14 protein-coding genes are annotated in these 23,917 nt (G+C 48.4%); 10 read left to right on the forward strand and 4 right to left on the reverse strand.

From position 1 onward, the window contains the following. Positions 1–41: 41 nt before the first annotated feature. The 4 genes from DWY89_RS04025 to DWY89_RS04040 all read right to left on the reverse strand — a co-directional run bounded on the left by DWY89_RS04025 (position 42) and on the right by DWY89_RS04040 (position 4,085). Positions 42–1,388 carry a sensor histidine kinase gene (locus DWY89_RS04025; protein ID WP_107000648.1) on the reverse strand — a complete coding sequence of 449 codons (1,347 nt, stop codon included), beginning with the start codon at positions 1,386–1,388 and terminating at the stop codon, positions 42–44. Next, positions 1,385–2,134 (reverse strand): LytTR family DNA-binding domain-containing protein, encoded by a 750-nt coding sequence (locus DWY89_RS04030; protein ID WP_118523899.1) that lies wholly within the window; start codon positions 2,132–2,134, stop codon positions 1,385–1,387. The genes DWY89_RS04025 and DWY89_RS04030 overlap by 4 nt, the downstream gene beginning before the upstream one ends. A gap of 201 nt (positions 2,135–2,335) precedes the next feature. Further along, entirely contained in the window at positions 2,336–3,490 is a 1,155-nt protein-coding gene (locus DWY89_RS04035; protein ID WP_333490958.1) for a transposase, read from the reverse strand. Then, complete coding sequence (locus DWY89_RS04040; RefSeq protein WP_181986229.1) at positions 3,438–4,085, reverse strand: IS607 family transposase; 648 nt, start codon at positions 4,083–4,085, stop codon at positions 3,438–3,440. The genes DWY89_RS04035 and DWY89_RS04040 overlap by 53 nt, the downstream gene beginning before the upstream one ends. Before the next feature lie 250 nt (positions 4,086–4,335). Between DWY89_RS04040 and DWY89_RS04045 the strand changes: the two genes are divergently transcribed. The 10 genes from DWY89_RS04045 (at position 4,336) to gltS (ending at position 23,757) form a co-directional block, all read left to right on the forward strand. After that, positions 4,336–4,752, forward strand: a complete 417-nt coding sequence (locus DWY89_RS04045) for a hypothetical protein (protein WP_118523897.1) — start codon at positions 4,336–4,338, stop codon at positions 4,750–4,752. A gap of 34 nt (positions 4,753–4,786) precedes the next feature. Further along, on the forward strand, positions 4,787–5,218 hold the full coding sequence (locus DWY89_RS04050) for a hypothetical protein (RefSeq protein WP_118523896.1): 432 nt from the start codon (positions 4,787–4,789) through the stop codon (positions 5,216–5,218). Continuing rightward, entirely contained in the window at positions 5,211–11,534 is a 6,324-nt protein-coding gene (locus DWY89_RS14720) for a YDG domain-containing protein (protein WP_118524392.1), read from the forward strand. The genes DWY89_RS04050 and DWY89_RS14720 overlap by 8 nt, the downstream gene beginning before the upstream one ends. Positions 11,535–11,855: 321 nt before the next feature. Then, positions 11,856–12,365, forward strand: coding sequence for a heme-binding protein (locus DWY89_RS04060; protein ID WP_118469480.1), 510 nt, complete (start codon positions 11,856–11,858; stop codon positions 12,363–12,365). 259 nt (positions 12,366–12,624) lie between these two features. Beyond that, positions 12,625–17,454 carry a cytidyltransferase-related domain protein gene (locus DWY89_RS04065; protein WP_118524393.1) on the forward strand — a complete coding sequence of 1,610 codons (4,830 nt, stop codon included), beginning with the start codon at positions 12,625–12,627 and terminating at the stop codon, positions 17,452–17,454. A gap of 85 nt (positions 17,455–17,539) precedes the next feature. Next, positions 17,540–18,796 (forward strand): lactate dehydrogenase, encoded by a 1,257-nt coding sequence (locus tag DWY89_RS04070; protein WP_118524394.1) that lies wholly within the window; start codon positions 17,540–17,542, stop codon positions 18,794–18,796. A gap of 36 nt (positions 18,797–18,832) precedes the next feature. Beyond that, positions 18,833–19,981, forward strand: a complete 1,149-nt coding sequence (locus DWY89_RS04075) for an NAD(P)H-dependent oxidoreductase (protein WP_243022693.1) — start codon at positions 18,833–18,835, stop codon at positions 19,979–19,981. A 307-nt stretch (positions 19,982–20,288) separates the two neighbouring features. Beyond that, complete coding sequence (locus DWY89_RS04080) at positions 20,289–21,569, forward strand: ATP-binding protein (protein ID WP_107000642.1); 1,281 nt, start codon at positions 20,289–20,291, stop codon at positions 21,567–21,569. Continuing rightward, positions 21,570–22,415 (forward strand): DNA-binding domain-containing protein, encoded by an 846-nt coding sequence (locus DWY89_RS04085; protein WP_022359963.1) that lies wholly within the window; start codon positions 21,570–21,572, stop codon positions 22,413–22,415. It begins immediately after the preceding gene. 154 nt (positions 22,416–22,569) lie between these two features. After that, entirely contained in the window at positions 22,570–23,757 is a 1,188-nt protein-coding gene (gene gltS, locus DWY89_RS04090) for a sodium/glutamate symporter (protein ID WP_107000641.1), read from the forward strand. Positions 23,758–23,917 lie beyond the last annotated feature (160 nt).

Genomic DNA, 23,917 nt, shown 5'->3' on the forward strand with positions numbered 1-23,917 from the left:
TTTATATTATGCGTCCTGACGCGATGAAAGTCAATCTTTTTTCAAAGATTTCCGTGAGAAATTTTAGAGTCAAATTTCAACATCACCGATGCATAAAAGATCCCGTCCTCATACCGGAAATCCACCAGACCCTGGTACCGCTCAGCGATCGAACGGATGGAGGCGGTTCCCGTGCCGAAGCCGTCATGTTTGGTCGAGCGGAACCGCCCATTTTCCTCGATCGGCGGATGGCAGCAGGTGTTGTCAACGGCGATCACGATGTGACCGGCATCCTCCTGAGCGCAGATGCGGATAAACGGCGCGCTGTCCGTACATTCCCGACAGGCGTCGAGGGCATTTTCCAGAAGATTGCCGAAGATCGAGCAGAGCTGTGGCTCACCCAGCGGGAGAGAGGGCGGAAGCTGGATGCGGACCGAAAAATCGACCGACGCCTTGCGTGCCTCCTCGCCGTAATAGCTGATAATCGTGTTGACCGCATAATTTTCACACCAGGTCCGCGCAGTGTCCGGCGGAAGCGTCATACGGTATTGTTCGATGTAGGTATTCAGATCCTCCGTTTTCCCGCTTTGCAGGTAATGCTCGATGAGATTTAAGTGCTGGCGCAGGTCGTGGCGCGCCTCCCGCACCTCTTCGATGTGGCGGGAAAGCTGCTGATACTGTGTGTACTGCATCGCCAGGAGGGTGTCCTGCTGTGCCGCGCGTTCTTCCAACTGCGCCTGCTGGCGGACTGCATTGAGCGCTTCCAAAAGGACATAGTAGATGAGAATTGTCATAGCAAAGAGCCAGAGGCGCGTGAGGATAAAACGGAACTTGCGGACGGTATCAATGTTTAAATCAAAGTTATAAGCGCAGATAATCAGGGTGCATGAAAATGGAATAAACCAGACTTTCTGCCAGAATGCGGAGCTGTCTACCTGAAAAACGCGTTCCGTGGCATTTTTCATAAATTTGAGCCCGAGGGGGAGCGTCAGAAGCAGAAGAATCGAGATGAGCAGCAGGCTTTGATCGCGGAGTGAATAATAGGTAATGCTGGGATCGTAGAACAGACGGCTTTCCAGAAAGAAACAGATGCCCCGGACTGTGACAAAATAATTCAGGATGAAGTTTCCCAGAAACAGAAGTTTCCAGAAATTAGCCTTCACACATAAAAAATAGATCGCCAGGGAAACGAAGGCAAATACCGTGTCGGTGACCCGGGTCGGTTTACCGTGGCTGATCAGGTAGGTATACAGGGAGGACTGGAGCAGCTGACCGATAAAAATGAACAGAATCAGGATTTTAATCGGAAATCGAAGCTGCTTTTTAAATGGCAGAATCGATAAAATAAAAAAAGGAATGGAATAGACGGTTTCAACGAGAAATGCCTTGCCAAACACAGACCAGTTCATAGAGTACCTCCCTTCCGCAATGTGTCAAACAAGTAGGTTGCAAATGCTTCTTTTGTCTCTTTTTTCTTCCGGCGGCTGCAGAAAAAGCAGCTGCCGTTTTTCAGATGGACAGAACCGTCCTCGTCCACCGAGGCAACCTGTGAAAAATTGATAAGTAGCCCGCGTCCGCTCATGTAAAAACGTCTGCCCTTCGGGAGCAGCGACATTAGCTCCGAAAAAGAAATCCGTGTGGCGGTGTCACCGGAACTGGTGTGGATGATCAGCCGGTGGTTCTGCGTCTCCGCATACAGAAAATCATCAAGCAGAATCCGCTGCGTGGATGACTGTCCCCGTCCGAGCGCCGCCTGAATTTCGATGTAGGCAGGCGCGGCAAGAAATGTCCGGATCTCATCGAGACACCAGGCAAGCGCCTTTTCCTCAACCGGTTTTAAGAGATAATCAAGGGGATGGGCACGGTAGCCTTGCAGCGAATAATCGCGTTCCGATGTGGTGAAAACGATGGGGAGACGTTTTTCGCGCTTGCGAAGCTCCAGCGCCGTGTCAATGCCATTGCGCCCGTTCCGGTCCAGCATAATATCCATAAAAACCGCATTAAAAAGTCCCGGACGGAACGCTTCCAGAAATGCCTCGCCGCTCTCGTAGCAGTCAAAGTGCGCCGTTTCCCCGTGCTTCTCCAAGTTCTCCTGTATCAAATGAATCAGATGATTCTGATCTATTTTCAAGTCCTCAACAATCGCAAAATGCATCAAAGCTCAACCGCCTGCCACTCAAAATGTGTGTAAATATACTCACATCGAGATGTTGTAAGTTCTCACGAACATTACTTACTGCTTCATCGTATATGCTTTTACAATCTGTAAACAGATATGCTACTCACAAGTTCTTGTATACTCCACAGTCGTTAATTCCCGAAATAGCCTTCGGTACATACTTACATTTGCTTTTCATTATGCAATCTTGTAAGTTTTAGCATCTTTTAAATTAAGTGCCGCATTGAGATCCCTATCTGCAACATAGCTACAATCACATCTGTAGATTCTATCTGAAAGTTTTAAATCTTTCTTTATAGAACCGCAACAATGACATAGTTTAGAAGATGGATAAAATCTATCTACAACCCTAAGTTCAATATTGTTATCATCACATTTGCTTTTCAGTGTAGTTCTAAACTCGTAGAATTTCTGTGATGCAACAGCTTTAGAAAGATGCCTGTTCTTCATCATACCTGACACATTCAAATCTTCAATCGTTATATAAGATGGTTTGGTTTTCACTATCTCAGCAATTATCTTATTGATGTAATCAGTATGGATATTATCCAGTCTATGATAAAGTTTCTGTACTTTGAGCTTTTGCTTTTGTATATTTGCTCTTTGAGTGGACTCTCCTTTCTTTAAATATTCATATTTACGAGAGAGACATTTTTGCTCTCTTCGTAGTTGTTTTTCAAGTTTCTTTAATCTTGCTGATTTATTAATGTTCTTGTATGTCTTTCCGTTTGAAACAATAGCAAAATTTTTCAAACCTAAGTCTATCCCAATGCCATCATTATTACTGCTATCAATAAGCATATCAGGAATCTCTACAAGAACGGATACATAGTATCTACCAGCTTTAATAGATACCGTACCGCTTTTAATTACATACCCATCTTTTGTCGTAGGAATATATCCTTTTTCTTTGATACGAACCCAACCAAGTGATGGAATATTAATTCTGTGTCTTTCGCATCGGCAATCCTTTGGATTATTCTTTACGAAATACATCTTCACATCAGATTTTCCTTTCTTTTTAAAATTAGGAAAAGCACTTTGATGTTTGAAAAATCTGGTAAATGCGACACAACCATTTTCGATTGAACGCTTTACAGATTTTGAACTGACTTCCTTAATCCATAGCTTATCTGGATTTTGGGGAAGATACTCATTGTTCAGCCAGACACTAAAACTTTTACCACTCATAAACTTTTTTCCATTGTCATGAAGCTCTTTGTTGTGAGCGAGATAGAAGTTGTAAATATATCTACAAGTTCCTATTGTTTTACGGATCTTAACTTTCTGCTCCTCTGTCGGATTTATTTCCGTTTTGAAGCTCTTTAGCAATTTCCACATCCCTTTCTATTTGTTTTTTATACTTACGAAGTCCGTACAACCTACAAGAGAACGCATGGAGTATTGAAACAATATCCTGCACGAGTTCTTCTTGTGGTGATAGTTCTTCATTGTTCACTACCACGATGGTCGTATTAAACTTCGTACAGAATTTTTCAAACCAGTCGTAACCAAATCTGATAAATCTATCTTTGTGAGTTACGATTATGGTTTTGATTTTTTGTTCCATCACTTCATCTAATAATTCGTTCCACTTTTTACGATTGTAATTAAGACCACTTCCATAATCTTCAATGCACTGGTCTACAATAATACCTTTAGCATTACAAAACTGTCGTAAAAATGCAACTTGGTTTTGTAAATCATCTTTTTGATTTTTTGTAGATACCCTGGCATAAATAACTACCTGACGTTGGTCATCTTCAGTATTTATTCCTTTGAATTGCAGATATTGGTCATAAGTGTAATAACGTCTATCAGTTGGAGTTCGGTTTGCCTTTAGAGTTCCTTCTCTATCCCAACGCTGTAATGTTTTTACGGATACCCCTAACAGTTCAGCGAAATCTTTTGGCTTGTAATTTGTGATATTTGATGTGTTCATAATAATTTACTCCTTTGAGTATATTTAAACACATTTAATCATATTAGTCAATAAATTCGATTACTTAATATATTCTCCTTTATTCAAAACCGTGACCATTTAGGTCGAGGTTTGACCGTTTGCGTCGATGTGGTTTTCATTAAATCGCTCATTTGGTATGCTTATAGTATAAAAGTTATGACCCGAAATGTAAATGAAATGTTGTTACAGATAAATCAAAAAAGGCAGGTGGGATATGGTACGGGTAGTGATATATGGAGAAAAGCCGACCGACATTGAAGGTCTGGAAATGATGCTGCGTGAAATATTGACTGAAAACCGCAGATGGCCGATGATTCACACGTATATCAGCGATCTGGACGCATATCTGCACTTTGTAAAGAGGAATCCCTACCTCATTATGCTGGCGTCCGTCCAGGGCAGACAGGGAGCGGAAATCGTAGAAAAAATCCGGGAAAACAACCCGGCGGCGTCCTTGATCTGGCTTTCCGACCGGGATAATGCCCTTGAATCCTGGCGGATCCATGTGACTGCATTCGGGGTATTTCCGACGAAAAAAGAAGAATTAGAAGAACTTCTGGCGGCGTGCAGCGAAGGCCTGCTGGTTCGGAAGAAAAAGTATTTTGTTCAAGTGGGAAACAGACTGAAATAGAAAAATTCGCTCAGAATAAATGGAGGAAAACAGCATGAAAAAGAAATATAAGCGTGCCCTGGCAGCGGCGCTGGCGGCGGTGATGATATGGAATACCTGTGACTGGCACCCGCAGGTGCTGGCAGGCAGTTCGGTGCAGTATATCGAGGAAGTGAAGGAGCTTTCGGATGAAATCCTGCATCAGGAGGTTCCGTATGGAACGAAATATAAGGACCTGGAGCTGCCGGACAAGCTGAAGGTGCGGGTTTTGGCAGAAGAAGCATCGGATAAAGAAGACGGTGCAGAAGATAAAGATGGTGCGGAAAAGATTGCTACGCCGTCGGAGCTTCAAAGCGGAGACGGTAAAGTGGAAACAGAAAAAAAGTCTCAGACGCTTTCTTCATCTGAAACAGATGGTACAGTTCGGAAAGCATCCCCATCTGAGGCAGATGGTACAGAAAAATCGGAAATAGGGGGGGGTGGATGACACTGAGCAGAAAGCATCCCCATCCGATGCGGACGGGACGAAAACCGATAAAAACTGGAAGGAAGTAAAGGTCCGCTGGGTTCTGGATGAGACCTTCAGTGAGAAAGATACATACGACGGAGAAACACCGGGTACCTATGTGTTTGATGCGGAATTGAAAAGCAGCCGCTATGAACTGGATACCGGCTTTTTGCCGCGCATCGAGGTGACGGTGCTGCCGGAGGAAAAAGGTCCGGCAATCATCGGATTTTCGGAGTTAGATGAGGCAGTTGCGGTGCAGAAGCTCCCTCTGGGTGCCAAAGAAAGCGATATCATCCTGCCGGATACACTGGAGGTTGAGGTGGAAGAGGCGGATGAAACGCTGGCGGAAGACAGCCAGAACGTGCATCTGGTGGAAGCAGCGGATAAGGGCACAGAGAAAGATACAGATGCGGAAACGGCAGTCTGGCAGATTTCCGGCATAACCTGGAAACTGGACGAAGAGCAGAGTGACCTTCCGGAGTTCCACGGCGGCATTTCCGAAAAAGACTATTTCGAAGAATTTGACGAAAACGGTGAGCCGGTCGAGACCTCGACGAAGACCTGGGCAGGCTATGAGGAGGCAAACCAGAACTACAACGGCTGTGCCTATGTCTATACACCGGTTCTGCCGGAGGAACTGAGCAAATTTGAAGTAGCGGATACGGCTGACCTGCCGGAGATTTATGTGATGGTGGGGGACGCGGGCGTGGAGCTGCTGGTAGATGCACCGTATGATTTGAATGGAAATTATCTGGTGATTGATAAAGACAATGTGTCTAGCCTTGATGGAAAGACGATCACTGGTACCTATCATCCGACGGAGAGATTATCGGAAGGTCGAAAAATCGAAGGTGGTATTGTAATTGATAATGTTACAGTAAATTTAACAATTGAAAATGTAAATGTTGGCTATGGCACTGATATCATAGATGATGCAGCCGGAATCCTTCTGAAAGGAAAAGCAAAATTAAATTTGACAGTACAAGGGAAAAATTCATTAGCGGGTACATACAGCGGTGCTGGAATTGGGGTGGAAAAAGATGCAACACTGGTTATTACGGAGCAGAGTACCGGAAGCCTGAAGGCAGTGGGAGGTGCCTGTGGTGCTGCTGGTATCGGAGGAAAAGCCGGATCAACAGGTTACGAAGGTGCAAAAGAGGAATACGGGACAGGAAAAATTATAATTAAGGGCGGAACCATCGAAGCTGAAGGTGGAGCTTATTGGGTTTATGCGTATAATTATCATGGAGGAGCCGGAATCGGAACCGGTCTGTATGGAATCGGCGGAACCATTGAAATACTGGGCGGAAGGATAACCGCAGCAGGAGGAAGGGAGACAGGAGCCGGAATCGGAGGCGGAGCTGGTGGAAGTGTAGACAAGATCGTGATCGGCGGGGCGAGGGGCAAAGCTCCCGATATAACCGTATCTTCTTATAATAATGGCGAATCAGGATATCTGGGAGCTGCCATCGGCAGCGGATGGAATGGAGTGAATGGTTTACAATTATCCTGTGGCGATATCCGGATATTAAGTGGATCTGTGGAGGTAACGGGCGGAAATATTGGTTATGGAGTGTTAAAGCCTCTTCCTGGAAATAGCATGAAAGGCGGCAGTGTCACTATTTCCGAGGAGGTGCAGTTAGAGCTGCCGGTTGAAAGCTCCATTGAGCCCAGGGGAAAATGTATCTACGGGAAAAAAATATTCCAGATCACCGCTTATGATAACCAGCTTTCAAATGGAACCTATCAGGCTGACATATCCCTGTATCAGGAAAGTGATACAGAAAAAGCAACCCCGGTTTATCAAACAAATGAAGAAATGAATGTCTCCGGATTCAGGGGAACGATACCGGATATAACCCAGTGGATGGGCTATTCCGGGAATATGAAGATGGTTGTAGCGCTGAAGCCTTCCGATGGCGGGACAGTTAAGACGATGGAGGGAAGGGTTGTTCTAAACAAAGGAACGGATGAAACCATCTCCGTCACGCTTGGAGAAGCCGCTTACCAGAAGACAATGGCTCTGACCATCCATGATGGCCGTTTGAAGGATGATAAGAATTATACACTGACGGTTCAGATCGGGGAAGAAGCAAGCGAAGGCGGTACTGCACCGGATGTGGTAATCTATTCATCTCAAAAAGCTTCCGGTTATCAGATAAAGATCGATACAGTCAGCTGGTATACGCCCCTGTCCGGAGTGGTTCCGGTATCGGTTCAGGTACAGGAAGAAGGAGGGGAAGGAGAAAATACGGATAGCTTTAAAGTAACCGGATCCCTCACGATGGAGTCAGAGGAGGAAACGAATCTTTCCCTCACCATCGGAGAACCCCTGTATCCTGTCCGGTTCCACTTCTATTCATCCAATGTGCAGGCGGCAGAGAATGTATCCCTAACAGCCAGACGACTGGCTGGAGCTGCTTCAGAAACTCCGGTTGAATTGAAGCAGGAAGAAGGCCAGTTTGCCTTTGACGGGAAGCTGACAATCGATGCAGCAGCAGGCAATCATGCATATGCCCTGGCATATCTTCCGGCCGGAAATTACCGGTTTGTGATAAATACAGGTATTGCAGAATTAGGCGGATCCAGCGGAAGCTTTACTCTGGACAGTGAAACGGTAAAGGCAGAGGTTGCCGGAACGGATATTACCGTATTAAATGAGGCAGAGGCGCTGGAGGGAGAGCTGGATCTTTCCCTTGGAAATATATCTTTTTCCGGGGCAGATGGTAAGCTGACAATTTTATATTCTAAAACAGATGATTCCGGCAAGGTGGTTACAGCAAAGTTAATAGACCAGTCCTATGATAAAAGCTATCGGATCACTTCATCTAAGCTGGTAGAGAATTATCATCTCTCTGTGGATACCCCAGCTTCCGAGGAATTAAAGCTCGTATTAAAGAGCCTTACGATTACACCGGCAGAGGCTACTGCACCGATTCAGATAAACGGAGAATCCCATGTGACCACCTATCTGGAAGGGGAAAACAAGATTTCGATTAATCAATCAGGGGAAAAAGTTTCACCTGCCGGTATCAGCGTGGCGAAAGATGCAAAGCTTACGATTGACAGTGAGCCGGAACAGCAGGGCTCCATCGAGGTGCTCAATAATACAGGTGTAAAGGGGACTGGTGCAGCAATTGGAGGAAATGGAGGAGAGGATGCAGGAACCATTCACATCAAGGGGGGAACTGTAATTGCAACTTCCGATTCTAACGGAGCGGCTATCGGTGCTTCGGCAAGAAATAGTGTAAAAGAAATACGGATTAGCGGAGGAACGATAACTGCAGAAACAAAATCGAATGGTGCCGGAATCGGAACAGGAAGTGCTTTTGGCAAGAAAAGAACCGGCAAAATCGTGATAGCAGGCGGAACGGTGAATGCAAGCTCGTTGAGTGGTGCCGGAATTGGAAGCGGTTATGGATATGCCCCTGGAGACCCAGCGATAACTGCTAAGATTGAGATTCATGGCGGAATGATTACAGCCTATTCTGGACAGGGAGCCTGCATCGGAAGTGGTAAAGACAGTTCATCGGAGGTGCTGATTGACGGCGGCACTATATGCTTAAATAATAAAGAAGCATGGAGTAGGGACGCTGCCCATATTGGAAAGGGGGCTGCGAATTCTACACGGGCACAAACTGATGTGACGATTGCGGGAGGAACGATCCATCTGATCAATGCGGGTGCATATATAAAAATCCCTATGCTTTATGGTTGGGAACAGGTAGATGGAAATTGGCAGAAGAATACAGCAAAAGACGGGAAGGATAACCCGGTTTATTATACCACAGCGGATCTGACCGGTATCTATGAGAATAATACACTGGTTAAAAAAGCAGGTATTGAAGGTGAAGGAAGCTCCTACGGCTTTCAGGATGTCCGGACAGATTCCAACGGAAAGATCTATATGTATCTTCCGGAATCGGAGGCAGTGAAAGCCTCCTTTGGCGGTGTGGAATTTACCGGAACAGTAAAGGCAGACACGGATGAAAATGTATTGGAGCGTAAACAGACCTCTATTGATTATCAAAGGGAAGTCCTGAAAAATACGGCTCTGTATGATCTGGAATATGCGGAATCCGAGAATTCTGAATCTTGGACAAAGATCCGGGCAGGAGGCGAAGCTTCTCTGACGAAAATTCTGGACAATCAGCCGGAGAATGCGAGAGAGATTACCCTGTATGTGCGAAAGGCAGCCGCAGGTTCCACAGCAGGCGAAGCAGCCGCAATAACGATTCCGGTAAGACCGGCAAAACCGGATCCGATACAGATAACAAATGTAACGAAAGACAGCTACCTTATTAAGGCTGGGACGGCCGTTTCCGGTTGTGAGTACGGAATTTCAGAATCCGTGGATGGCGAGCTTCAGTGGCAGTCAGGGACTTGGTTTAAGAATCGGAAGCCGGCTAACACCTATTATATAACCCTTCGTGTGAAAGCAACAGACAACAGTTTTGCATCGAAGTCGGCTGATCGCTTATCTGTGACAACGCCGGATATCTTACGGTTCCAAGGTCCCGCTGGCGACGTATCCTTTGAAGCGAATGGAACCTATGGACAGACACTTTCAGAGATTCCGGTACAGCTGGCAGATGGATTTCGGGTTGTTAATTCTAGAGGAACGGAGGTTTCTGGAGAATGGAGCTTCAGTAAGGAGCAGAAAGGAACGCAAGCTTCCTCCATTTATCCGGAGGTAAAGGGAACCACTGCATATCAGGTAGAATTTAGCCCGGAGGGAGCATCGGAAGGGCAGTATGGAAATAGTTTGAAAAGAAGTGTGATTCCGGAGATATCTCCGAAAGAGTTAACCGCAGTTGTTACGACACCTATTGAAAAGCCTTATGACGAAAATACCGACATCGCATTAGCGGCGACGGTAGCGATAGGAACTCCGGGTCAGAACTATACCATAAGCGGTCTCAAAGGACGCTTTGAAGATGCCAATGCCGGAATCGATAAGACGGTAACCATTGATTCCTCAGAGGCAAAGGTTGAGACAGGCGAGAGTGCAGTGAATCTGCAGAATTACCGTATCATATATCCAGCCCAGACCGGAACGATCCATCAGATACAGGGTTTGGTTTCAATCGATTCGCAAGCATGGACCGGAGAAAAAACCTATGGAGACGACAGCTTTTCCTTGACAGGTGTGAATGTAGTGGGAGATGGAGCTCTGAACTATACAAGCTCGGATGAAAAGGTTCTCACCGTGGACGCACAGGGACAGGTGACCATTAAAGGAACCGGTTCTGCAAAGGTAAGCATCACCATGGCAGGGGGAACGAATTATCTCGGTACAAGCACACCGGCAGAGGAAACCATAACCATTGAAAAAGGAACCCCCACTCTTACCTTAACAGCTGTGAACCGGACGACCGGAGTACAGCTTGCGAAAGGAATTCTCGGAACAGAGAAAGAAGATTTCGACATCATTGCCAGAGTACAGGGAGTTTACCAGGACAAGCTGCAGGGTTATGTTCATTTCTATGATAATGAAAACCCGGATGCAGATATAGTTTCGGTAGGAGAAGATGGAACCGCTGTACTCAAGTGGACAAAGCCGGGAGAATCATTTGTAGGCACTCATTCGATCAAAGCCAAGTTTGATTTTGGTGAATTTGATACGTGGGAATCCAGATACAACACACCAGCTCAGGCATCCCTTACATTTGAAATCAGTAAGGCAGCTCCACCGGCAGAGGATAAGCCAGATAACTCCGACAAGCCAGAAGACTCCGACAAGCCAGAAGACTCCGACAAGCCAGATAACTCCGACAAGCCAGACCAATCAGGCAGCCAGAGCTCTTCCTCCGGACGTGACAAATCTTCCGGCAGCGGAGCGACCAGGCAGGATCCGGTGAAGGGAAGAATCAACAGCAGCATAGGTATTCTCACAGGAACTGCCAACAGCACTGCCAATGACGGAAAGAGTCACTGGATGCAGGATGAACACGGCTGGTGGCTCCGCTTCGCAGACAGCAGCTACCCGAAGGCAGAAAAACGCGGTACAAATGGCATTGCATATGCATGGGAGCAGGTAAACGGCAACTGGTGGGCGTTCGATGAAAGCGGCTATATCAAGACCGGCTGGATGCGCGACGAAGACTATGGCGGCTGGTTCTACCTCGATCCGGAACACGGCATGCAGACCGGCTGGGTCCTGATTGACGGCAAATGGCACTATTTCCACCCGACCTCAGACGGAAGAAAAGGCATCCTGTATGTCGGACGTCTGACACCGGACGGCTACTATGTAGATGAAAATGGTGTGTGGGATGGGAAAGACAGACAGTAAAAAGAACATTTAGGTCGAAGTTTGATTGATGCGGCTTCTATCTAAATACCTTATGAAGCCGAGTCAAAATGAAATTCCAATGTGTTTACAGCTGTATTCATGAAAAAATATAATGAGCGCAGGAGAAAAGAATGCGGCTGCGAAGCAGACATATTCTTTTCTTGCGTCATTAACGAACGAACAGCCATGCGAAGCAGGGCGGTAGAGCGCGATAGCGCGGGTTCGTGAGTGGACGGGTGAGAATACGTATGATATAATGAACCCCGGGGGATCATAACCTGATTCACAAGGGGAAAACAAACCGACACAGGAGGGGAACACATGAAGAATTTCTACACGGAAGAACAATGGAATGAAATTCTGAAACAGCAGGAATCCGTACTTTGCTACGACACATTTACCCGGAAACAGGCGCTTGAGCTGGGGCTTTTGATTGCAGAGGTCACGGAGAAAAAATATCACGGTTCGGTCGCTGTCCGCATCGTGGAGGACGAGACGACCGTCTTTGCCTACAAGATGGAGGGCGCGACGCTGGAAGCAGACTGGTGGATGACCAATAAGCTGGCAGCATCGCGGCTCACGGGGATGAGCTCGCTGCGGGCGCTGACGGCATCGAGAGCCGGAGAACTGGAAGCATCCTGGAAAGTGCGCGAGGAGAACTTCTTCGTGTGCGGCGGCTGCATCCCGGTTTTCATGAGAGATGGAAGCCGTCCGTTTGCCTATGTGATGGTATCCGGCATGGAACACTGGGACGACCATCAGGTGATCGCGGATGCGATGGCGAAACAGCTGGGAGTTGAGATTCCGGAGATTCGGAAAGAGCAGCCATAAAACGATTGACTTGTAAAAACAAAGACGTTTGCAGAAATGGAAGGTAGATGAGCTATCTGCATTTTTGCAGGCGTCTTTTGTGGTTTTACTGTGCCGTATGGCGATGAATTATCCGTTATTTTGTATAGCGCACTTCCCCACCTGGTGGTATAATTCAAGTATTATAAAATTTGATATGAAAAGAATATTTGCAATGACTCAGATGGTTTTTGCATAGCAAAGAACCATCTGAGAGATCCAGAGAATGTGAGGGATGTGGATGAGTAAAAAAGAGGTACGTCAGGCGGCTGCGGAACTGACCGAGCGCCTTTGTGAAAAAGACTTTTTAGACCGGTCGGGACTGAGCCGGAAAAATGTCATGATGCTCATGAACAAGGATCACTGGGAGGAACAGTTTGCCCATATTTTCCCGATCAAAAAGCGGATTTCCTGCCGGGCGGTCTACGAGATCTGTGAGGAACCGTTAAGCCTTTTAGGGCATGAGCCGGAAGAGGGCTGGATGAAGTTTACCTACCAGTATGTGTGCCATATTCTCTACCCGGATGCGGAGTTTAAGAAGAAAAATGCCGCTTTTTCCGCCGGTGCGGAGTTCTATCTGGCAGTGCTTCAGTTCGTGTTTGACCGCGAGCGGGCGGTGCTTCCGTACAAACCGATGGAGGACTTTGCATTTTTGGATGATGAGGAAGCTTCAAGCTTTGAGTGCGCGGCAGAATACAGCCGTTTCAAGAAGTTTTTCGCACAGGAATATATCTATGAGATGATGCGCCTCAATGCGGAGGTGACGCCGTTTCGGACGCTGGAGCACATCGCGGGCGTGCATTATGTCGCGATGACGGTGGCACGCGGGCTTTACGAGGCGGGTGTTCCGATCGATCTGACGCTGACCTCGGGCGCGGCTGCAGGTCATGATCTCGGCAAATTCGGCTGCAAGCCAAATGAGCGGGTTCCGTATCTTCATTACTATTATACAAACCAGTGGTTCAACAACCATTCGATGGAATACATCGGCCATATCGCGGCGAACCATTCGACCTGGGATCTGGAACCGGAAAACCTGTCGGTTGAATCCCTGGTGCTGATCTATGCCGATTTCCGTGTAAAACAGAGCCGCGGCGATGATGGGCGTGAGATTACCTATATTTCCAATCTGGACGAGGCGTTCAATGTCATCCTCTCGAAACTCGACAACGTGGATGAGGTGAAATTAAACCGTTACCGCTTTGTTTATTCCAAACTGCATGATTTTGAGGATTATATGCGGTCTCTCGGCGTGGATGTGGATTTGAATGGACACCCCAAAAAGCCGGAGGTGCTGCCGGATATTTCCCTTCGGAATGCAGAGCAGACGGTGCAGTCCCTCGTTTTCATGGGTATCGAGCATAATATCCGCGTCATGCATCAGATGGGGGCAGAACGCCAGTTTGGCAATCTCCTCGAGGCGGCGCGCAGCGAGAAGGATTGGAAGAGTGTCCGCGCATACTTAAACATTTTCCGTGAATATTTTACATACACAAACGACAAACAGAAAGAGCAGACGCTGGGCTTTTTATATGAGCTTCTGATGCACCGTGAGGGCGACATCCGCGCGCAGGCGGCGAGGCTGATCGGACACGTGATCGCGCAGTTCAACGCCGGTTACCGCAAGGAGCGCCCGGCGGGCATGCCGGATATTGCCGAGGAGCGGGTGATGGAGATCTGGAAGCAATATCTGGAAATGATCATCCGACCGGATCACAAGCTGATGCTGCAGCAGAAACGGCGCATCCGTTATCACCTGAAAAATGTGCTGGCATCGGTGGTTGATCATGCGACGCCGGGTGATCTGCGGGAATTTCTGGAGGCATTTCTGGTTTGGTATGACCGGGCGGAGGAGCTGGATCCGGGCGAGGCATTTTCCCTGCTGGATACGGTGCATTTCATGCCGTTTGATAAACTGAGCGAAGAGGAACTGGGGAAAATCGCAAAATTTGCCCTGATTGAGTCGCAGAGCGGGGAACCGGATGTGCGGATTGCATCGTGGCGCGCGTTCAAGCTTCTGACGGCGTACCAGCCGGATCATCCGTGCTGTGCCGAGATCGGCATGTGCGTGAAGGCGGCGCAGGTTGAGGACAATATCACGATGACCTTTCTCAAATACCGCGTGTTAAATAACCTCGGAGAGGACACGGCGAGAGAACAGGAACTTTTGTACGACCGTGACGTTGTCTCCGATATTTTCCTGGATAACCTCAAAACAGCGACGCCGTGGGTCATCAAGTCGGCCAATATCAAGCTGCTCGTCGATCAGATTGCGCATGGTAAACAGGAACATATGCTGCATATCGCAGCGCATCTTTCAAACCTTGTAAAAGTCAGCGAGCACGTGATCGTGCGCCATGATGCCGGAACCGCCCTGCTTCGCATCATCGGGCTTTTGACACCGGATCAGAGAAATGAGATCGTGGTTGAGCTGATGAAGGGGCTGGAAGTCGGTGAGTACGAATTTTCCAAATATATTCCGCAGTATCTGGGGCAGGCGGCGCTGTGGCTGCCGCCGGAACAGCTGGAGGAGATCGTTTCCTACCTGCATGGCATGATGGCAAATGCAAACGACCAGATAGTCTCGGTTGCGCTTGATACGGTCGGCGTGCTGCTGGAACGGTATTCGTGCTACCCAGAGCGCTTTGCGGAGGAAAAGGAGGTATGCGAGGAACGGCGCGGACGTCTGCTTGGCATCCTGCTCAGCGGTCTGGCGAATTACCGCGAGTCGGTGCGCCAGGAGGCGATGCTGGTGCTGGGGCAGACCGTCTTCGGCTCATCCTGGATGGAGTGCCGGGAGAAAAAAGAGCTGTTCGCCCTGTCCTTCCGCAAGATGCTGTTCTTATTCAATGAAAATAAGGGAAATGAGCTGACGGCATTTTATCGTGCGGCGTCCCTTTCTAATATTTACCGGTTCATCACGCAGTACCATATGACCGAGGGCAATTTAGAGATCAAAGAGCGAAACCAGGTGGCATTCTTCCCAGGCACATTTGACCCGTTTACGCTGTCGCACAAGGAGATTGTCCGCGAGATTCGCGACCGCGGCTATGAGGTGTTTCTGGCGGTCGATGAATTTTCCTGGTCGAAAAAGGCGCAGCCGCATCTGATCCGCCGTCAGATTGTGAGTATGTCGGTGGCGAATGAGTTCCATGTGAACCTGTTCCCGGATGAGATTCCGGTCAATATTGCCAATCCGGCGGATCTGAAACGCCTGAGAGAGGTGTTTTCCGGAAAAGAGCTGTATATCGTGGTCGGCAGCGATGTCATTGCCAATGCCTCTTCTTATAAGAAGAAACCGGTCAAAAATTCGATTCATTCGATGAACCACATCGCGTTCCGCCGCGTGGGTGATGTCAAGTCGGACAATAAATACAACCGTCAGATGATGGATCAGATCAGCGGCAAGGTTGTGGAGCTGGAGCTTCCGGAGCATCTGGAGGACATCAGTTCGACGAGAATTCGTGAAAATATCGATCTGAACCGGGATATTTCGAACCTGATTGACCCGTCTGTGCAGGAATATATCTATTACAATGGCCTGTATCTGCGGGAGCCGGAATATAAACCATATATCCGCGCGCGCGCGATCTCCTATGAGGAGGTGGAGATGCCGGATGAAATGCTTCTGGCGGAAATTTCGAATTTCGTTTTGCGGGACGAAGAAGATCGCGAGAACCTGTTAAATTCGATGAAGGAGTCGGGCGACCGGCTGCTGCTTCTTAGGAATACCGTGCAGGAAAACCGGCTGGTCGGCGTGGCACGGCTTCGTTATCTGGCGCCGGATGAGCTGTTTGCCGTCCTGGGACAGGTCAGTCTGGCAGATCAGGTGCGCCGCCATACCTATGGTGAGATTCTTCTGATTTCGGGTATCTATGTCGAGCGAGATCCGATGATCTACGACGCGGAACAGCTGCTTTTAACCGAGGCGATCGCACGGTCCTTTGAGTATAAATGCGGCTATGCACTTTTCTTCCCGGCAGACGGCTACTGCCCGGAGCGCGTGCTGTCGGCGGTGGTCCGCCAGGGCTTTGTGAAGGCGCCGGAATCCCCGGAAGACGCTCCGCTCTATCTGGTCGATATGCATGCGCCGCTTGTGTTAGTGCAGAATCTGGAAACGACGTTAAAAGAACCATTTTCCAGCAATCCGCGGGTTCTGGATGCGATCTACAAGGCGCATCGGGAATTGCAGATGGCGATGACGCGCTTCTATCCGGGACAGCTGGTTCTTTCGATGTCGGCGAGCGTGATTTACCACCGTCTGGTGGAACGGATCACGGCGTTAAATGGTGTGCCGCGTGACCCAGTGACGCCGAGACGCCTCGGCGGGGCGATGTGCGTGCCCTTCGGCAAGATCCTGCGTGGAAAAGTCATTCCGAATACGGTGACGAAGACGCTGCATACGGATAAAGTATACGATCCGGAGCTGAAAGAGAAGTCGATCGAAGCGTTCCCGTACTATTCGCCGCTGCGAAGCCAGATCAAGGCTATCAAGTCCTTTGACCGCCCGGTGATTTTGGTCGATGATCTGCTGCATCACGGCGGACGTTTCGAGGCCTTGGAGCCGATGCTGCGCGAAGAGGGCGTGGAAATCAAAAAATTGGTGTTAGGTATGATTTCAGGCTACGGGCGCGACACGATGGCGACGAAGGGCGTGCCGGTAGACAGTATTTATTACATTCCGAATCTGCGGAACTGGTTTGTTGAGTCCACACTGTACCCGTTCATCGGAGGCGATACGGTGCGCCGCGATACCGTGAAGGTGGCGGGACTGACGCCGTCGATCAATATGATCCTGCCGTATGCCGCACCGCCTGTACAGGGAACTACGCCGGAAGCAGCGTTTGAGTTTTCTGCGTGCTGCATCCGCAATGCGCGCAACATTCTTCTGGTGCTCGAATCCGAGTATCGGGCGCTGTTTGCGAGAAACCTGACCTTAAGCCGCCTGTCTGAAGCGGTCATCCTGCCGCTCTGCCCGGATAAAGGCGAGTGCGTCAGCTACGATCCGAATCTGGCAGCGTCGGTGTATCTGGAAAATGATTTGGAGATGCTGTATCGGACGCGGAAGTGAGAAATTTGTGGAAGCACAAGGATAATTACTGGAATAGAAAAATAATATCATATAAGATATCAAAAAAGAGCAGGGGGTATGCAATATGTACTATTATAAAATTGGAGATAAAATCTGCTGTTCCTTCAATGGAAATTTATCATACGAAAAGGCAGAAATGCCGCACCCGGGCACGCCGCTCACATTCTTATTCGAGCGCGAGCCGGGAACCGGAAGAGATTCTTTTAAGGTAAACTCGCCGCTGCTGCTGTTCCAGGAGGCAGAGAATGTTTCCTGGCTGAGCAGCCGGAAGCTGGAGCTGCAGGCGGCAAACAAGAATTGTGAGCTTGACGAGGCAGTCAAAGCTGCGATCATTCAGGACGTGATGCGTGCAGTCAACCGCCTGCATCCGGATTTTGAGGCTATTTTGGCAGAAAAACCGCAGAAAACGAAGAAAAGAGTCCATGTGCTGGCGATCGGCGACGTCGGAAGTACGCTGTTGACCGGGCTTCATCTTCTGGGCGGCGACTGCATCAGTTCGATCGGCATCTGTGATATTTCCGATAAAGTGACCGCACGCTGGGAATTTGAGGAAAACCAGATTGCCTACCCGTGGGCGTATGACGCGCTGCCGGAGGTCGATGTGGTAAAACCGGAAGACCTCTTCAAGTGCGATGTATTTGTATTTGTCGCTTCTAAGGGAATCCCGCCGGTTGGTTCCGGTGTCAAGGATGTGCGGATGTACCAGTTTGAAAACAACTCCAAGATCGTTGCCCAGTATGCAAGACAGGCGAGAACCGAGCATTTCAAAGGCTTATTTGCCGTTGTCTCCGATCCGGTTGACCCGCTGGCAAAGACGGCATGGCTGGAGAGCAACAAGGACGAAAACGGCATCCTTGATTTAAAGGGACTCCGCCCGGAACAGGTACAGGGCTTCGGACTCGGCGTTATGAATGCGCGTGCGGCTTATTATGCGAAGCGCGACGGGCGGTTTTCACAGTTTTTGACTGAGGGGCGTTCCTTCGGACCGCATGGACAGGATCTCGTCATCGCAGATTCCATTGAGAATTACAACGACGAGCTTTCAAAAGAACTGACCCAGCTGACGGTAACGGCAAACCTGCATATGCGTGCGATCGGTTTCAAGCCGTTTATCGCACCGGCATATTCCTCCGGCGCGATCTCCCTGATTCTGATGATGCGCGGCGAATGGCACTGCGGTTCCGTATTCATGGGCGGCATCTTCATGGGCGTGAAAAACCGTTATACTGAATACGGTCTGGAAACAGAAATCCTGCCACTGCCGGATGCGCTGTATGAGCGGATTGTGACGGCGGAGGAAAATCTGAAAAAGATTGTGTGATCGATGAGTCTTATCGCAGGAAGGAAGCGAAAATAAATGATTCATTCAAATTCAGAAGGAGATATCTATATAGAAGAAATGCCTCTCCTCCTCGTCCATCTGCGCGAGGAGGAAAAAGGCGCGGATGCGCGCCTTTCGGAGGTGTTATCCTATGCGCTGGACGGCTACGCCTACGAGACAGCGATGGAAATCAGTGCTTTTGAAGATTATGTAAACCGATGGAGGCGCCTGGAGAAGACACAGAATCGAAAAAATCCAGTCCAGGGACGTATCCTGTTTGCCGTGCCGCTTGGCACATCTGGCATCAACCTGGAGCTTTACCGTCTGATTCGTTTCCTGCGGGAACATCCGGATTTTCTGAACGGTTTTGTCGGCGGACTTTTGGTGGACAGTGAAAATGACCTCTATTCCAAATCGGCGGCGAAGGATCTGGTATTTGCCGCTAACTGTGCGGGCTGCGCGTTCGTGGGACGCCCGCTCGTCGAGGGCACGCGGACACTTTCCAATTACACGATCGTTTCCAATAATCTTGGAACCGATCTGATGGGGGCATACCGCGAGAGCGCGGCGGGGCTGGTCAAAGAAGTACTGGGAACGGATTGCGTCAGGAAAAAATGTCCGAAAGTATTGGTATTGCACGCGTCAAGCCACAAGACCTCCAACACCTACGCGATCTGGAACCGGGTGAAAGAACAGCTCCCGGAGATGGAGATCCGGGAGATAGGGCTTCGAAACGGTACGCTTTCCGACTGTGCCGGATGCCCTTACAAGATGTGTCTGCATTTTGGCGAGAAGGGAAGCTGTTTCTACGGTGGAGTGATGGTCGAGGATGTCTATCCGGCGGTCCGCGAGGCGGATGCCATCGTGATGCTCTGTCCAAACTACAACGATGCGCTGTCGGCAAATCTGACTGCGTTCATCAACCGCCTGACTTCGCTGTTCCGGACGACGCGGTTTTATGACAAAGCGCTGTTTGCGGTGGTTGTGTCGGGCTATTCCGGAAGCGATATCGTGGCGGAACAGCTTATCGCGGCGTTAAATATGAACAAAACCTTCTATCTGCCGGGGCACTTTGCGATGATGGAGACGGCAAACAATGCCGGGGCAGCGATGCAGCTGCCGGGGATTGAGGAACGGATGAATGCGTTTGCGGAGAGAATCCGGGAGACGCTATTATATAGGTAAAGAGGCGTTATAAGCAGGGCAGCGTCACTGGGAGAGTTTGTAACTGTTCACAGGTAGGAATTTTTTGAACTGAAAATTCCGTACGATACAGTTCCGGCAGCAGATTTTGCCGATTTGGAATGCGTAGCATCGGCAAAATCCCGTTGCTGGGCACACGTGTGTGAACAGTAACGAGAGTTTCACATCTGCTATAAAATTCTTTACAGATTTCATGAAACTAAGTATACTATATAAATATGCAAAAACTGTTTTACTCAGGCTAAAAGCTATGTGAAATTGTACTATTTAAAGAGGGAGAAAGGCAGAAATGAAATCCTGGAGACGAACATTAGCGATAGGCTTTATCATAGCGATAACTTCGCAGCTTTATTGGAACGTATTTGTCAACAATTTCCGTGTGTCAGCGTCGGTTATCCTGCTTCCGGTGCTGATTATGACAGTCGGAAGCCAGATTCACACGATGACGATCTGTACGGTGACGTCGATCATTGTTTTTTTATTCCGAATTGTGATATATTATCTGCAGGGAATGCCATCCGAGATGCTGGTACAGCTTGCGATGCCCGGAGCATTCTTTTATATCGTGTACGGCATGATGTTCAAGCTGCAGATCCGGAATAAACATATCGCGAATCTGGAAAATGTGATTGCGGCGGCATTTTTCTGTGACTTATGCTCGAATATATTCGAAAACTTCCTGGCGGCGCTTCTTAAAAACAATGCGATGCCGGGACCGGATATAATTCAAAAGCTTTTTATGATCGCCGCAGTCCGCACACTTTTTGTGGCACTGGCACTGATCGGAGAACAGCAGTACCGGCTTCTTCTTACGAAAGCGGATCATGAGAGCCGTTATCAGCGGTTATTTCTTATGACAACGGGACTCAAGACTGAGATTTACCTGATGCATAAGAACACCGAGGAGATCGAGCGCGTCATGAGCAATGCATACAAGCTCTATGAGCAGATTCTGGAAAAGGATCTTCCACGGGAAATGCAGCAGATGGGACTTGAGATAGCGCGGGATGTCCATGAGATCAAGAAAGATTACATCCGCATCATTCAGGGCATTGAGGAGGCGATCGAGGAAGAGTCGAACGAGGAAACGATGAGCCTGCAGGATCTTCTTCGGATTCTGGAATCATCCACCTACCGGACCATGGCGGAGAAAAAGCTGGATATCCGTCTGATGTTTGACTGCCGGGACAATTTTATGACGCAGGAACACTACCAGCTTATGACGATTCTCAAAAATTTGGTAGGAAATGCGGTGGAAGCGATCGAATCGACGAAAAAAAGTGGGATGATCTGGATTCGGGAGTACAAAAAAGATGGCAATTATGTGTTTGAAGTAGCGGACGACGGACCGGGAATTTCAGAAAAACATCTCCCACGGATTTTCAATATGGGATATTCAACGAAGTTTGATGAAAAAACCGGCAATATATATAGAGGCGTCGGGCTCTGCGGTGTGAAAAACGCGGTAGAGGAGCAGTTTGAAGGTAGTATTTCAGTGGATTCGGAAGAGGGAAGAGGAACGAAATTCCATATTGAGATACCGATAGCGAAATTGGAGGAAATAGAGTAAATGGAGATTTATATTGTTGAAGATGATATGTCAGTGATCAGCGTCCTGCAGGATATTATTGAAGATAATGATCTGGGAATTGTCTGCGGAACTTCAGAGGGACAGCCGGCGGATGTGGATGATATCCTGGCAAAGAATCCGGATATGGTTCTGATTGATTTCCTGATGCCGGAAAAGGACGGTGTTCAGGTCATGCGCGAACTGCGGGAAAGAGGCTGCAAGGCAAAATGCATCATGATTTCCCAGGTGGCGGCAAAAGAATTGATCGGCAAGGCATACGATGCGGGCATTGAGTTCTTCATCAGCAAGCCAATCAATATCATTGAGGTAAAATCGGTCATCCGTAATGTGGATGAGCAGATCAAGAATGAGAAAACACTGACGAATATTAAGAAAATGTTCATGGCAGAGATCGCGGATATGCCGAAGGAGAAGAAAAAAGATGACGGTTACGGCAGAAAGGTGCTTTACATTTTAAACCGTCTCGGCATGTCCGGCGAGAAGGGCGGCGACGATATCCTTCGGATCTGCGAGTATCTGCACAACAACGGACGCCCGATCTCCCAGGTCAGCATCGGTCAGCTCTGCGAGCTTTTGAGCGATGCGCCGAAGAACATGGAGCAGCGTGTCCGCCGTGCGATCGCGGTCGGCATGTCGAACCTGGCACATTTGGGTATTGAGGATTTCATGAATGAAACCTTTACTGCATACTCCAGCACCCTGTTCCCATTCGAGGAAATCCGGGCAGAGATGGATCACATTCGCGGTAAACGCCGTTACGGCGGCAAAGTCAGCATCAAAAAGTTCATCGACAGCCTGATGCTGGCGGTAGATCGTGAGGTATAACGGGTAGATTTACAAAAATTTCCAATCTGTTTATCATAAGTTAAAAAAATGTTATAAAAATTTTATGTTTTTATGATGGATCTTGTAGTTTTTTGTCGGGGCTACAGTATTATACACCTGCGAGCAAGAAAAAAAATAGGTTGGAGGTAGTTGTATGAAGACAATCGAGCTTGATATGTATCAGGCAACCGCAGTTGCGGCACTTGTACTGTTACTGGGACGTATTCTGGTAGCTAAAATTTCTATTCTTCGTCGGTATTGTATTCCGGCACCTGTAGTTGGTGGTTTCCTTTATGCAATTGTTCATACCATCGTAAGAGGCATGGGCATTCTGGAAATTTCCTGCGACATGACACTTAAAAACGTATTCATGGTAGCTTTCTTCTGTAGCGTAGGTTTTACAGCATCCTTCCGTATGCTGAAGAAGGGCGGCGTTCAGACAGTTGTATTCCTGGCTCTGTCAGCTGTTATGGTAATTCTTCAGAACGTCCTGGGTGCTGGTCTGGCAAGCGTATTTGGTCTGGATCCTCGTCTGGGTCTGGCAACCGGTTCCATCCCGATGGTAGGTGGTCACGGTACTGCTGGTTCCTTCGGACCGTTACTTGAGGAATTAGGCGTAGCAAATGCGAGCGTTGTAGCTATCGCTTCCGCTACTTATGGTCTGGTTGCAGGCTGCGTAATCGGTGGTCCTATTGCAACTGCTAAGATCCGTAAGTACAAACTGTCCGCAGTTGCTGAGGCAGCTACTAAGACTGAGACTGTAGAGACAGATGAGACTGGTGCAATCGATTCCGCTAGAATCCTTGACGGTCTTCTGTACTTAATCGTTGCTATCGGTGCTGGTACTATCGTATCCATGTTCCTTGGCAAGTTTATGACATTCCCGTTCTACATCGGCGCAATGTTAGTTGGTGCTATCATCCGTAACATCATGGATGTTCAGAACAAAGAGATCCCGATGGAAGAGATCAGCACACTGGGCGGTGCTTCCCTTTCCGTATTCCTGGGTCTGGCTATGATCGATATGAAGCTGTGGCAGTTAGCTGAGCTGGCTGTACCGATGGTAGTTATGCTTCTTGCACAGACAGTACTTATGTTCTTCTATGCAAACTTCGTTGTATTCAACGTACTTGGCAAATCCTACGATGCTGCTGTTATGACCAGTGGTTTCTGTGGATTCGGTATGGGTGCTACCCCGAACGCTATGGCAAACATGCAGGCAATCACCGGCGTATATGGTCCGGCTCCGACTGCATTCATGGTAGTTCCGCTGGTAGGTTCCTTATTCATCGACTTTGTAAACGCAACTATCCTGACAGGATTCATCAGCTTCCTGGGCTAATAGATGCGAATTTCAAGAGGTCTGCTTTTTGGCAGGCCTCTTTTTTTGCGTAATAGGAAATTCCTTGGAATTCCCTATTACACAAAAAGGCGCTAACGTGCCAATGATGCGCACTCACACGAAGCAGAAATATGTCGCAAGCGACCGCGCGAGACGCCCG

Source organism: Clostridium sp. AF27-5AA (assembly GCF_003478415.1).
Taxonomy (GTDB): Bacteria; Bacillota; Clostridia; order Lachnospirales; family Lachnospiraceae; genus Otoolea; species Otoolea fessa.